Origin of the sequence: Streptococcus sp. CCH8-H5 (assembly GCF_001556505.1) — a bacterium.
GTDB lineage: Bacteria > Bacillota > Bacilli > Lactobacillales > Streptococcaceae > Streptococcus.
In genome coordinates, this window is sequence record NZ_LSIZ01000079.1 from 1 (window position 1) to 13,544 (window position 13,544).

The 13,544-nt window shown below is 39.7% G+C and carries 11 protein-coding genes; 4 read left to right on the plus strand and 7 right to left on the minus strand.

Annotated elements, in window-relative coordinates; genetic code table 11:
- Positions 1-206 precede the first annotated feature (206 nt).
- A complete protein-coding gene (locus AX663_RS05050) occupies positions 207-1,205 on the minus strand; it encodes an alpha-ketoacid dehydrogenase subunit beta (protein WP_013990622.1) in 999 nt (332 codons plus the stop codon).
- Between the two features lie 24 nt (positions 1,206-1,229).
- Positions 1,230-2,201 carry a thiamine pyrophosphate-dependent dehydrogenase E1 component subunit alpha gene (locus AX663_RS05055; protein ID WP_060972898.1) on the minus strand — a complete coding sequence of 324 codons (972 nt, stop codon included), beginning with the start codon at positions 2,199-2,201 and terminating at the stop codon, positions 1,230-1,232.
- Positions 2,202-2,659: 458 nt separating this feature from the next.
- Between AX663_RS05055 and AX663_RS05060 the strand changes: the two genes are divergently transcribed.
- Positions 2,660-3,652, plus strand: a complete 993-nt coding sequence (locus tag AX663_RS05060; RefSeq protein ID WP_231605980.1) for a hypothetical protein — start codon at positions 2,660-2,662, stop codon at positions 3,650-3,652.
- Entirely contained in the window at positions 3,642-4,931 is a 1,290-nt protein-coding gene (locus tag AX663_RS05065; RefSeq protein WP_060972900.1) for a hypothetical protein, read from the plus strand. Before AX663_RS05060 ends, AX663_RS05065 begins: the two co-directional genes overlap by 11 nt.
- A gap of 167 nt (positions 4,932-5,098) precedes the next feature.
- On the opposite strand, the gene AX663_RS05070 is transcribed toward AX663_RS05065, so the two are convergent.
- The 3 genes from AX663_RS05070 to AX663_RS05080 all read right to left on the minus strand — a co-directional run bounded on the left by AX663_RS05070 (position 5,099) and on the right by AX663_RS05080 (position 9,059).
- The gene (locus AX663_RS05070; RefSeq protein ID WP_060972901.1) at positions 5,099-7,042 is read right to left on the minus strand and encodes a DUF2207 domain-containing protein; all 1,944 of its coding nucleotides are present in this window, start codon (positions 7,040-7,042) and stop codon (positions 5,099-5,101) included.
- Positions 7,043-7,117: 75 nt separating this feature from the next.
- Positions 7,118-8,386, minus strand: a complete 1,269-nt coding sequence (locus AX663_RS05075; RefSeq protein WP_060972902.1) for a dihydroorotase — start codon at positions 8,384-8,386, stop codon at positions 7,118-7,120.
- A 19-nt stretch (positions 8,387-8,405) separates the two neighbouring features.
- Positions 8,406-9,059, minus strand: a complete 654-nt coding sequence (locus tag AX663_RS05080; RefSeq protein ID WP_049545851.1) for a uracil-DNA glycosylase — start codon at positions 9,057-9,059, stop codon at positions 8,406-8,408.
- A 213-nt stretch (positions 9,060-9,272) separates the two neighbouring features.
- On the opposite strand from AX663_RS05080, the gene AX663_RS05085 reads away from it, so the two are divergent.
- A complete protein-coding gene (locus AX663_RS05085) occupies positions 9,273-10,469 on the plus strand; it encodes a cation diffusion facilitator family transporter (protein WP_060972903.1) in 1,197 nt (398 codons plus the stop codon).
- A gap of 231 nt (positions 10,470-10,700) precedes the next feature.
- Complete coding sequence (locus AX663_RS05090) at positions 10,701-12,047, plus strand: D-alanyl-D-alanine carboxypeptidase (protein WP_060972904.1); 1,347 nt, start codon at positions 10,701-10,703, stop codon at positions 12,045-12,047.
- A gap of 26 nt (positions 12,048-12,073) precedes the next feature.
- Here AX663_RS05090 and AX663_RS05095 read toward each other — a convergent pair whose 3' ends face one another.
- Complete coding sequence (locus tag AX663_RS05095) at positions 12,074-12,925, minus strand: patatin-like phospholipase family protein (RefSeq protein ID WP_060972905.1); 852 nt, start codon at positions 12,923-12,925, stop codon at positions 12,074-12,076.
- Complete coding sequence (locus AX663_RS05100; RefSeq protein ID WP_060972906.1) at positions 12,922-13,542, minus strand: SGNH/GDSL hydrolase family protein; 621 nt, start codon at positions 13,540-13,542, stop codon at positions 12,922-12,924. Before AX663_RS05100 ends, AX663_RS05095 begins: the two co-directional genes overlap by 4 nt.
- Positions 13,543-13,544 lie beyond the last annotated feature (2 nt).

Sequence of the window (13,544 nt, forward strand, 5' to 3'; positions counted from 1 at the left end):
ACAGAATTTTAGGAGTTTTACGTTAGTGTGCTTGCACACAAGTAAAACTATCTAAGATTCCAAAGCATTTCGTTTGAGTTCAAATCAACTCAAACGCTTTAACGCCCTCTCCTTTCTACTTTAAATTATATTTTCCGATACTCTCACAGTTAAAACAAGAAACACATTTTACTAGCGAGACATATCACTTAACCGTCGCTAGAAAGTTAGTTTCCTTTATTGGCCATCTTGATAATAGCAGCCTTAATCTTTTCAACATCTGGAAGAACCGCTTGTTCCAAGACACGCGCATAAGGTACAGGCACATCTTCACTTGCCAAACGTACAATTGGGTGGTCAAGGTAATCAAATGCTTCACTTTCAGTAACCATAGCAGCAATCTCACCGATGAACCCACCAGTCTTATATGCATCATTGACCAACATCAGTTTACCAGTCTTCTTAACTGACTCGAAAATCAATTCCTTATCAAGTGGGATAAGCGTACGTGGGTCAACGACCTCAACGTTAATACCTTGTTCAGCCACTTCTTCAGCAGCCTTAAGAACACGTTCCAACATACGACCATATGTGACAATAGTAAGGTCAGTCCCTTCACGCTTGATTTCCCCTTTTCCAAGTGGAATGTAGAAATCAGGATCTTGAGTCACTTCCTCTTTCTTACCGTAAAGTGCTTTTGGTTCCATGAAGATAACAATGTTATTGTCCTGAATAGCAGATTTCAAAAGACCTTTAGCGTCGTTAGCATTACCTGGAGCAACAACTTTAATCCCTGGAATGTGAGTCAACCATGACTCAAGAGATTGTGAGTGCTGTGCCGCAGAACCAATCCCTGAACCAGAAGCTACACGGAAAGTTACAGGAGTCTTCAAACCACCACCAAACATGTAGTTGTTTTTTGCACCATTATTAACGATAGCATCAAGGGCAATCGTGATGAAGTCCATGAAAGTCAAGTCAACGATTGGACGAAGACCTGTGATGGCAGATCCAACAGCTGCACCAGCGATAGCTGCCTCTGAAATTGGTGTATCTTTAACACGTTTTTCACCAAACTCTGCCAACATCCCAACTGATGTACCGAAGTCACCACCATAGATACCAACATCTTCACCCATAAGGAAGATGTTTTCGTCTTTACGCATCTCCTCGCTCATAGCAAGGTTTACTGCCTCACGCAAGGCCATCAATTTTGTTTCACTCATACTTGTATTCCTCAACCTTTCTCTTTAGTCTACCCATACATCTTCAAAGGCAACTGAAAGTTCTGGATCTGGGCTATTTTGGGCGAACTCATAAGCTGCATCAACCTCTGCCTTGACTTGGCTTTGGATAACATCTAACTCTTCAGCGCTTGCAATATTTTCAGAAACGAGATAGTCACGGTATTTAATAATTGGGTCGTTATTGTTCTTCCACTCGTCAACTTCTTCCTTAGTACGGTAAACACCTGCATCAGCAGTTGAGTGACCAAACCAACGGTAAGATTCTACCTCAACGATAGCGGGACCGTTGCCACCACGAACATGCTCAACAGCCTTGCCCATTGTTTCGTATACAGCCAAAACATCGTTACCATCTTCACAGTAGAAACCAGGAATACCATAAGCTTCCGCACGTGTATAAAGGTGAGGTGTGTTTGTTGCTTTATGGATATCCATTGAGATACCATAACGGTTATTGATGATAAAGAAGATAACCGGCAATTTCCAAGTAGCTGCCATATTGACTGACTCATGGAATGAGCCTTCATTAGTTGCACCATCTCCTGAAAAGGCCACAACAATATTTCCTGTTTCTTTGTATTGCTGAGTGAGAGCTGCACCTACGGCAAGAGCATAACCACCACCAACAATACCGTTAGTTCCGTAGTTACCTTTTTCAAAGTCAGCCAAATGCATAGAACCACCACGGCCCTTAGAAACACCTGTCGCCTTACCTGCAAGCTCCGCCATCATTTTATTCAAATCCATGTCTTGGGCAATAGATTGTCCGTGACCACGGTGATTTGAAAAGAAGATATCGTCATAGCTCAAGTGTTGAACAGCCCCAACGTTGGCTGCTTCCTCACCAACTGAAAAGTGAGTCATTCCTTGAACAAAACCACGACGAACCAATTTATTAATACGTGAATCAAATTCACGAATACGTTCCATTTTAGTGAACATCTCAAGATGTGTCTCTTTAGAAAGTTTTACCATATCGATCTCCTCTATCGAAATTTTACTATACATCTAGGATAGGTTAAAAAAACTTAATGGGCAAGAAATATGCTTGAAAAATGAAAAGCCTTACATCCTTATCACTTATAGGCAATTCGTATGCTCTTTTTGTTTGCGATATGGTATAATGATATGATTATATAGATTTTACCCGAATAGGAGAATATTTGATATTGAGTGATGTCATAATTCACGGGCTTACGGCATGTATAGCTTTTATTTTACAAATTATTATCTTCAAGGTGACCACGCAAAGGCCGCTTAGATACTGGGTTATTATTTTAGCTGGTATAGCAATTTTTGCCTCTAGTTATTTGGGCATTTTGTATCCAAAATCCGGTTTTATTGCACTAGTACTCTTTCTAGCTGCCAAATCCTACAAAAATCTAAGACATACCATTTTGGAGACTTTCTTCATACCTTTCACCTTTGCCTTAATGGTAAGATTGGTCATTTTCCTGATTATTCCAATCTTTTTCCCTTCTGTCCTAGATTACTATTATGCTGGTCCCTTTATTCTCTTGCTTGCCTTTTTGCTATGGTTTGCTCAAAGTGCCCTTCTACAGGTGGACTACTCACGAATGATGCAAATTGACAAAGCAAGACCATGGTACAAATCAACCTCTGTTGCTCTTTGTGCTCTAGCCATTATTTACTTTGCTTCTGAACTTCTTTCAACAAACATTCACTTTACCGTTGCCTTTCTTATTATTACAGCTCTGATTCTATCTGGACAGGTTAATCTCTATAGAAAGGACCTCAGTGCGCAAACACAAGAAGCTCAAGAGGAACATTCTCAGCTTCTTCAAAAATCAAGTCAGAACATCAATACTTGGTACCAGAAAAAAACTAGCCAAGAGCTCTTTATCAAGGACGAAGCTGAAAATCTCTACGATATCATCCGTTTCCAACAAAACGAGGAAGCTCAGGAGTTAATTGACTACTTGCTGACTCCGAATCCACTCGATAAAAAGATTGATCATTTTTATCGAGATAAACTTGAAAATATTAAACTCCCTGATTTGCGAGTCCTCTTTGAAGCTAAATTCCTAAAGGCAAAAGAATTGGATGTTTGGGTTAGTATGGAGGTCCCAGAACCCATTACCGTTTATCCTATTTATCCTTTAGATTGGGTATATATCCTTTCAACAATCTTGGATCACGTCATTGACCAAGCACAAGATAGCGAACAGAAATACCTTAGCTATGCTTATTTTAAAGACGAGGATAGTCAACATTTTGTCGTTGAAAGTTCAAGCACTAAAGAAGATTCAGCTATTACATCTGATTTCTCTGATCCCGAACTGAAACGCGTCAATAGTATCCTATCCACTTATCCAAACGTTAACATTGTTTCAAATACACGGGCTGGTATTTACCGCTTACAAATCGAGATTGACATGACACAAGGAGGTTACAATGATTACTAATATTATCAATCCTCTCTTACAGGCTGTTAGTTTCATTTCTATTTGGTACCTCTACCAGACTATGTCTAAGGTTAAGCCACAACGAGGACACCTCTTACTTCTATTTTTGTCCTATGTAGCTGCAGCATCCTATTTTAATCTCGTAAAAATCGTTGTAGACCCGCTTTTCTTCCTTGTTGCCGATTTGGCCCTTGTCAAAGAGCGTTCTTTCTATCATCGATTGCTTTACGCTTTTTATCCAACTATCCTTTTTGATATGGCAACACGACTACTTTCAATTGTCATTATCCCTCACGTCTTACATATCAAAGGTGATATTACCCTCAACACTAACTTACATATCTTGACCTACATCTTAGCACCATTAATCATTTACCTAATGCTTAAAATCTTCGCCGTAGACCTAAATCAGATGAGTAGTCTTGACGAAGCTTGGGCTAGACGTAACTGGTTGCGAAGCACTGCCTTCCTAGCTGTCTATTATGTCTTCTTTACTGTTATCCATGGTCTTAACAGTATTCTTCCAACAGCAAATGAACCTAAAAATTTATTTGAAATAGTTTTCAAGGTCAGTCCTAATAGTTCTGTTATCTTAGTTCTCTATATTGCCCTACTACTATGGGATTTTTACAATTGGAACCAGGCTGTCCACCAACAATCTATCGATAGACTTAACAAAGAACGTCATAAATTGTTGGGTACTATGACTAACTATAGCAAATCCTTTATCCAGATTATTATGCAAAAGCAAACGTCCTTCGACTTATTCAAGAAAAATCTCAAGGAGGTTTCTCTTGCCTTGGAAAATGAAGATACTGCCAAAGCTACTAGTCTACTTGAGATTTATAAAACGGACAATGCTAGCATTGGTAATCCAGAGACTCAAGAAAACTTGGATAGGCTTAGCAATCCAATAATATCTAGTTTCCTCTCTAACCGCATTTTAGAAATGCGAGCTGCTCATATTGATATTGCTATAAACATCAGTCCTCAGTTTGGTGAGATTCCTTTATCTGACCTCGATTTATATCAACTGCTCCAAGCTTCGGAAAGAGCGATATTTAAACTACTTCGTCCTGATATCAAAGTCAACAGTAGTTACCTTCAACTGGATCACTCACAACTCCTTGTTGTTGAATTACCAGTTTTGGCTGATAAGGTTAGCAAAGATAAAGAACTGAATGATTTAGTAAAGAGTTTGCCAAATGTTGACTATCGCATCGGTTTACATGCAGGTTATCTGACTCAAATTATTGAAATCTTTGAACCTGGTTATTAAGATTATATTTAAAAAGAGCCACTGGCTCTTTTTTTGTTACTTTATATCTCTTCTCACTAAAAATTCCTAACAGTTTAGAATGAAAGGAATTATTCGCCAAATAAAAAGACACCCAAGATCATATAGACTGAGTGTCTCTATTGATAGTAAACTCCGACTAGCGTAGCTTAGAAGGCGCCACCACCGCCTCCTCCGCCACCACCAGAGAAGCCACCGCCTCCAAAGCCACCACTACCACTATTTGAATTGATAGAAAAGCTACTTACGGTATCTGAGGCAGAAACATAAGATTCTAGATAATTGACATTATTCAGCATAATAAATGGTGTCGCAGAATAAGTAAACTCATCTAAAGATGGATTACTGAGGTGAATGTTGTATCGTTTTAGCACATCACTAACTTTTTTCGCCTGTCCATAGAGTGTCGCATAAACCAAGATACGATTCCATAGGATGACAGATTCTAATTCTGACTCTTTAAAGCTAGGAATACTCTGAATCATATTTTTAAAGCTATGCCACTGGTAATACGTTGAAATTTGAGTTGCATCAAGACATCTCTGACGACGTCTTTTCACCAAGAACCAGAATAAAACGGTAAGTCCTGCTATAGGTAGTAGTCCAAGAATATAGTAAAAACCAACTCCTGATCCAAATGCACCAAATAAGAACAAAGTTGAAAGTATACAAAACATCATTGAAAGTGCCAAAGCTGCTACTCCCAATATGTTAAATGTCTTTTCTTTCGCACTAAAATCTCTATAAATTTTAGGAAGTCCTAGTGCAATTTCCTCTTTTTCAACGCCTTTGGCTACTTGATAGCCGTCATTAGAGAATTGATATTTGACACGTTTTCCCTGAGATCGAATAGTTTCTCGCTCATAGCTTGTTCTAGCACTCTTGAATTGTTTTTCTAGAGCATCTTTATCAAGATAATAGCGCGAGAACATTTCACTATCTCTAATTTCCATGCGACCATCAAACAACATATCTAAGAATGATACTTCAAACGAAGAGAGACCTTCCTTTTCAATACGTGTCAGAATATTACTATCACCTTCTCGCCTAAAAGTGAGATAACCTCTATCAATAAAATCGAGGATGGTAGCTTGCACCATATATTTGAACTTCAAAGGACCCGTTTCTTCTTTTAGCCCTGTTTTATCGAAAGACTGATTATAAACATTCTTAGCTAAGACCAAAGGTGCTAAATCTTGAGGGGCTTCATAAAGACGTGCATCTCGAGGGAAAGAAGGCGTTCTAGTGCTATAAAGAACAATAAGGTAACAGAAAATACCAATAAGAACAAAGCTTAAAATTACAAGTGGCAAAATGACATAAAAAATGCGTCGGTAGTTTTCTTTAGACTTTTTGATATCTCTTTCTTTTTTTAGAAACTCTGCCTCATTTGTCTTATGTAATAAATAAGCCTGATTATTTTCCCGTAAAGCACTGGTCATTGGCCAGTAGGCATGTAATTCCAATTTACCTGATGATGGTAAATTGTCTACATGAACCTGATAACCTGTAGCAGTACGTTTAACCTGTGGGTCTTTTCCAAAATAGCCAGTGTGGGCGTAAAGCTCTCCTTGACTTGCATCTAGACCATCAACTGTGAAATCAACCTGTCCAAATCCTTTATCCCAATCAGAGATTGGAAACCAATTTAAAACTGCAATATCTGAATATAGATTCAACAACTGTTGGATTTGCCAAGTAACTTTGAGGACAACCCTATCACCATCTGAACCTGAATTATAAACTTTGAGTTTAACACCATCATAAGAGTCTGTTTTTTCAACTGTAATATCTGTTTTTTCTTTCCCATTTACGGTTGCTGAAACCTTGGGATCATCCATAATAGAATAACCACCAATTTTCCCCAAGGTTACATACTGACCTTTATAGTCACTATCAAAATCATAAGTCACTTCCTGAGTAAACGTCGCATTACCATCATCATGTATAGAAAGGTGACCAACATAGGAAGGTAGACTATACTCTACCTCATCCTCGTCAGCTTGAACGTGTTGCAAAGAAAGTGGCAGAAAACAGGCTAACAAAACAGTTAAAGCAAGGTATTTAACAAGACCTTTCATTATCTTTTTCATCATTTTGCTCCTTTAAGGACTAAAAAAGCAGGTGCAACACCAAGTGTCTCGATGTGCCCTGCTCTGATCTGCTATTTAGGCTTGATAAACAATCTCACCATCACAGATAGTGTATTTAACACTGCCCGTAAGTTCTTCGCCTACAAATGGTGAATTGGCTGCTTTAGACTTAAAGTCTGCTGTGACCTGACGTTTTTCCTTGTCTGCAAAAATCACAAGGTCAGCTGGTCCATTTTCAGCCAAATAACCAGCATCGAAGCCATAAAGATCAGATGGGTTGCTAGTCATTACTTTCAAGAGTTCCGTCAAGCTTAAGTGTCCTGCTTCAACCAAGTAGGTCAATCCAAGAGATAGAGATGTTTCAAGACCAGTCATTCCTGATGGTGCTTTAGTCACATCATCGACATTCTTTTCATCGGCATGGTGTGGCGCGTGGTCTGTGGCAATGACTGAGATGACTCCAGATTTCAACCCTTCGATGACGGCCTGACGGTCAGATTCCAAACGAAGTGGTGGGTTCATCTTGGCATTAGCACCTTTTGAGAGCAAGAGGTCTTCTGTCTTAGAGAAATGTTGTGGTGCCACTTCGGCTGTAACTTGTGCTCCAAGTTTTTGAGCAAATTCAACCACTTTTACAGATTCAGCTTTTGACAAGTGTTGAATATGAACATGGGCTTGTGTATCATAAGAAATCATGACATCACGCGCAATCATACTGTACTCAGCTACACCTGTTGCCCCACAAATATGGAATTCTTTTTTAGCAATATTTTCATTGAAACCGAGAATACCATTTAGATCAGGATCCTCCTCGTGAAGGCTGATAAAGGTATTATTCTCCTTAGCTAGCTCCATGGCTTTTTTGACAATACCAGCATTGGTCAATGGAATACCATCATCTGAGAATCCGACAGCACCGGCTTCAAGCAAACCCTTGAAATCAGTGATGTTTTCACCATCAAAATTCTTAGTAATAGTCGCAACAGACTTAACATGGATATTTTCCTTAGCTGCCGAAGTCAAGACCTCCTCCAAGGTTTCCTTATCTGAAATCGTTGGATTAGTGTTAGCCATCATTACAACTGTTGTAAAACCACCCGCAGCCGCTGCCAAGGCACCAGTATGAATGTCTTCCTTATGAGTTTGACCTGGCTCACGGAAGTGAACATGGATATCCACCAAGCCAGGAGCAACCACAAGACCAGTCGCATCAATGACTTGAGCATCTCCAGCTTCGATATTTTCAGCAATTTTAACGACTTTTTTACCATCAACAAGAACATCAGCTTGCGTATCCAAACCAGACTTAGGGTCTACAACACGACCATTTTTAATCAGTAACATAATCTTCCAACTTTCTATTTTACTTCAACCAATCAATTGGGGATTGGCCTTGAGATACAAGGTAGGCATTGGCTTTTGAAAATGGCTTGCTGCCAAAAAAACCACGATAGGCCGACAAGGGACTCGGATGGGCACTCTCAATAATGGCATGTTTAGAGTTAGTCACTAGTGCCTTCTTCTTACGAGCATAGCCACCCCAAAGTATAAAGACAACAGGAGTATCCTTTTGATTGAGAACCTTAATCACAGCATCTGTAAAAGGTTCCCAAACCTGACCAGCATGCCCATTTGCTTGACCTGCTGGAACTGTTAGACAGGCATTAAGCAAAAGCACCCCCTGCTCTGCCCATGACGTTAAATCATGAAAGGATCTAGGACCTAAATCTTCCTCTAATTCCTTGAGAATATTTTTCAAAGACGGGGGAGCTGGAAGGCTATCAGGTACCGAGAAGGAAAGTCCCTGTGCTTGATGAGGCCCATGATAAGGGTCCTGACCAAGGATTACCACCCGCACTTCTTCAAACGGAGTCTCCAACAAGGCATTAAAAACCTTGTCACGCGGCGGATAAACCGTCCCCTGGCTATAAACCTGGTCCATAAACTGATTTATCTTTGAAAAATAATGGTCAGGCAACTCCTCTTTCAGAAGCTTGTGCCATGTCGAATGTTCCATAAAAACCTCTTTTTAGACTGTTTTACACCCTAAATTATACCATAATTTGTAGGGAATATTCGGAAAATACTGAAAAAACACCATGATTACGAAGCATTTGCTATCAAGTTTTAAAAATACATTACTCCACAAGTTTAAAGGGCTTACAACCTTTAACTCGTTATAGTTTTATGCTATAATTTAAACTTGTATTTTAACAGAAAAGGTAACCCTATGACTACGTATGAAAATTTAAGAGCAGCCAGACGAGGTCCCATTGTCAGCATCGCTGCCTACCTTCTTCTTACCATTGCAAAACTTCTAGCTGGACACTTTTTAAATTCTAGCTCTTTGATTGCCGATGGTTTCAATAACTTGTCAGATATTTTAGGGAACGTGGCCCTACTCATTGGATTGCACCTAGCTAGTCAACCTGCTGATGCAGATCATAGGTTTGGTCATTGGAAGATTGAAGACTTATCAAGCCTAGTCACTTCCTTTATCATGTTCGTGGTAGGCTTCCAAGTCCTAATTCAAACAGTCCGAAAGATTTTTCTAAGAGAGGAAACTGTAGTCGATCCCCTTGGTGCAACCGTCGGAGTTCTTTCTGCTATCGTCATGTGTGGCGTTTACTTATACAATAAAGGACTTGCCAAAAAGCTGAAATCTAGTGCTTTGATTGCGGCCGCTAAGGATAATCTCTCCGATGCCGTAACTTCTATTGGAACGTCAATCGCCATTGTTGCAGCATCCTTCAACCTCACGATTATTGACTATATTACAGCCATTATCATTACCTCCTTCATTCTAAAGACAGCCTATGATATCTTCATGGAAGCAACCTTTAGTTTGTCAGACGGTTTCGATGAGAGAAACCTCAAAGCCTATGAGAAAGCGATTCTTGAGATTTCAAAAGTCACTAAGGTTAAGAAGCAGCGTGGCCGTTCTTATGGTAGCAACGTCTATCTTGATATTGTGGTTGAAATGAATCCTGACCTCTCTGTTTACGAGAGTCATGCCATTACTGAACAAATTGAAGAGGTTCTCAGCAAGCGTTTCTCTGTCTATGACACTGATGTCCATGTAGAACCAGCTGCTATTCCCGAAGATGAAATTTATGGCAATGTCCTTCACAAACTCTCTCGCAATGAAAAGATTATTCTGTCAAAAATTCCTGACTATGAAAATCTTTTAGCACCAGACTTCTACTTAATCGATGAAAATGGTCACCACCACAATCGTGAAGAAGTCATTGCCAATCACCAACCACTTCTCAATAATTTTGACAGCTTCAAGATGACATCTGTTAGTCAAAAAACGAAATTAATTAGTTATGAGTTGGGAGGAAATTTCCACACTAGTATCTGGCGTCGAAATGAAACCTGGTTCATGATTTACCACCAAGTCACAAGGATAAAAGATGAAAAGTAACGAGCAAGCAAGCTCGTTTTTTTCTGCTTTCAAATAGATTTTGTGTAACATTCAATAGATTCTAAAAATTACATTAAAATACTAAATGTTAGGAAAACTCTAACTTTTATATGTTATAATGAAGATGTTTGTCACTACCGAATTTAGGGTTTTTGACAGGCAAATGATATTAATAGATAAAAATAGGTTCTGCCAGCTACAGAACCCCATAGATATTAAAGGAGACACATTGTGAAAAAGAAAATTGTTGCCGTCCTTTTAGCAGCTTGTCTAGCTCTAGCACCGAGTCTGTCTAGTGCAGACGAATTGATGGATATCACACGCGCTGCTGGTTATACTGAAGCCACTGAAGCCTATCGCCCAAAATCAACCCTCTTAATCGATGGAAATACCGGAGATGTCCTCTGGGAAGAAAATGCTGATGAGGTGCGTGACCCAGCTTCTATGTCTAAGGCCATGACACTTTATTTGGTCTTTGAAGCTATGTCTAAAGGAGAGATTTCTGAAGATACTGTTATCACAGCTACTCCAACCGACCAAGCTATTGCCGATATTTACGAAATTTCAAACAACAAGATTGTTGCGGGTGTTGATTATACCGTTTCAGAACTCATCACTATGACAGCGGTGCCTTCCTCTAACGTTACAACCGTGATGCTAGCCAACTACTTGACCAATAATGATCCTGATAAATGGCTAGACATGATGAATGAGAAATCTAAAGAGCTAGGGATGACCAATACCAAATGGTTCAACGCTTCTGGTGCCGTTGCTGTTGCCTTCAAAGGTTACTACAGTCCTCAACGTTATGATAACAACCAAACCAACCAAACAACTGCGCGTGATTTGGCTATCATGACCTATAACTTCATCAAGAAATACCCTGACATTCTCAAATACACTAGCAAACCTGTTGTCACAGTTAAAAAAGGAACACCTTACGAGGAAACCTTCGAGACTTACAACTACTCTATTCCAGGTGCCAAATACGGAATTGATGGGGTTGATGGGTTGAAGACAGGATCTAGCCCAGAAGGTGCTTTCAACTATATTGATACCATCAAGCGTGGTAATCAACGTATGATTGCTGTCATCATGGGTTCTGGTGATTGGTCTGACCAAACAGGTGAAGAGATTCGTCATACCTTTGGTAATGCTCTCGTTGAGAAGATGTACAAAGACTTCTCTTACAAGAAAGTTCTTAGCAAGGGTGAACAAGAAATCGACGGTAAAAAATACAATGTCGAAAAAGACGTCTATGCCACCGTTAAAAAAGGTAAAGACCCTAAAATCTCTGTTAAAGATGATCACATTGTCATTGATAATGGTCTGAAGACAGTGTCACCTAATATCAAAGCTACTTCTGTTAAGGCAACTAAAGTTAAAGGATGGTTCGATTTTGGAAGTAACCAGAAAGATAAAAAGGCTACTAAAACAACAGATAAGAGCCAACTCCCAGTTTATTTCTGGTTGCTATGTCTTGTCCCAGTTGGACTCCTCTACTTGATTTACCATAATGAAAAAGGACGTCGTCAAAAAGTTAAAGAACGCCGTCAAGCTCGACAAATGAATAACTAAAAGAACGTGCTCAACCGAGCACGTTTTTAGTTGTCTCCAAGAAATGTTTTGAGATTAGACATATCATTACGCATTTGATCCAATCCTTCTTGATAAATGGCTTCAAACTTTTCAGGATCCTTCTCCAAACGACTAACTTCAAGTGCATGTTCTGGACGGATAGCATAAAGATTTCCAGTTTTTTCCAAAGCCTCTATCTTTTCAATACTCTTATTGTAGTGGATGTGGCGATTTGAAGCCACTTGGACAAATTCAGGATACTTACGATAAAAGAGCTTGTAGATTCGCTTACTCGTTTTAGATGGCTGTTTACGGTAGCCTTTAGGACGTGTCAGAACTACAATGAGTTTATCAAAGCCCAAATTTTCCATAAAATCAATAGGGAGACTATCAGACAGACCACCATCCATGTAGCGTTTACCCTTGTACTCGACAATTTCAGAAACCAGAGGTAAGGCGGAACTTGCCCGAAGGGCTTCCATTTGCTCAAAGACATGGTCAATCTTGATATAGTCTGGTTTTCCGGACTCAATATCTGTAGTAACCACATAGAAGGGAATACCTGAATCAGCAAAGGCCTCCTGATCAAAAACGTCCAACTCCATGGGAACCTTATAATAGGAGAATTCCTTATTAACGAAGTTACCTGTTGTCAGCCATGACCAGAAACTCATATAACGACGGTCTCCCATAAAACGCTTGTTGTAGCGAAGGGCTCTTTGGGGCTGGTTAGAAAGGTAATTAACACCAAAAAGTGCTCCAGCCGATACCGAAACAACGCCATCCACCTTCATTCCAGCTTCTAAAAAGGCATCTAATACACCAGCCGTATATAAGCCACGCATCCCCCCGCCTTCGAGGACTAAGCCAACTTTCATTCTAAAATCTCCTTTATGATTGGTTCCGCAAGGACTTGATAACCTTGTGGACTCAAGTGCAAACCATCCGTTGTATAGTTGTCATTTAACTGTCCCATGTCATCAGTAAGGTAATCAAAAAGATCGACATAGGTCACACCGGGGAGGACAGCTAATTGTTGATTTAGCTCACGTACAGTCGTATTATTTCGAATCTTAACCTTAGAAGCATACTGTGATTCTTCACTAACTGGAAAGACACTCAGCAAATAGACCTCAGTAAAGAGGGATTCCTGACGAACTGTCATGATAATATCGGAAATACGAGTGACAATATCTCGAATAGGGTAACCTCTTCCGATGTCGTTAATGCCAATCAAGAGCACCAATTTACTTGGTTCCAAATCTAAGACCTGCTTTTTAAGGTGCTCTAAAAGCCAAACCGAGTCTGTTCCTGCAATCCCACGGTTAACAAGGGGAAACTCTCGACCCAAATATTTTTTCAATGCAAAAAACTCCGTGATGGAGTCCCCTGCAAAAACGATTTGGCTTTTGTCTAACTTTTGATTTTCAGTCACAAATTTGGCTAAACGCTCTTCTTGATAGGCCACAAGCTCAGGCCTAGTTGTTTCAATCATAC

What these genes read in the sequence shown, in the direction of transcription:
- AX663_RS05050 (WP_013990622.1), bottom strand. Translation starts at nt 1,205, where the DNA reads ATGAGTGAAACAAAATTGATGGCCTTGCGTGAGGCAGTAAACCTTGCT.
- AX663_RS05055 (WP_060972898.1), bottom strand. Translation starts at nt 2,201, where the DNA reads ATGGTAAAACTTTCTAAAGAGACACATCTTGAGATGTTCACTAAAATG.
- AX663_RS05060 (WP_231605980.1), top strand. Translation starts at nt 2,660, where the DNA reads ATGGTAAGATTGGTCATTTTCCTGATTATTCCAATCTTTTTCCCTTCT.
- AX663_RS05065 (WP_060972900.1), top strand. Translation starts at nt 3,642, where the DNA reads ATGATTACTAATATTATCAATCCTCTCTTACAGGCTGTTAGTTTCATT.
- AX663_RS05070 (WP_060972901.1), bottom strand. Translation starts at nt 7,042, where the DNA reads ATGAAAAAGATAATGAAAGGTCTTGTTAAATACCTTGCTTTAACTGTT.
- AX663_RS05075 (WP_060972902.1), bottom strand. Translation starts at nt 8,386, where the DNA reads ATGTTACTGATTAAAAATGGTCGTGTTGTAGACCCTAAGTCTGGTTTG.
- AX663_RS05080 (WP_049545851.1), bottom strand. Translation starts at nt 9,059, where the DNA reads ATGGAACATTCGACATGGCACAAGCTTCTGAAAGAGGAGTTGCCTGAC.
- AX663_RS05085 (WP_060972903.1), top strand. Translation starts at nt 9,273, where the DNA reads ATGACTACGTATGAAAATTTAAGAGCAGCCAGACGAGGTCCCATTGTC.
- AX663_RS05095 (WP_060972905.1), bottom strand. Translation starts at nt 12,925, where the DNA reads ATGAAAGTTGGCTTAGTCCTCGAAGGCGGGGGGATGCGTGGCTTATAT.
- AX663_RS05100 (WP_060972906.1), bottom strand. Translation starts at nt 13,542, where the DNA reads ATGATTGAAACAACTAGGCCTGAGCTTGTGGCCTATCAAGAAGAGCGT.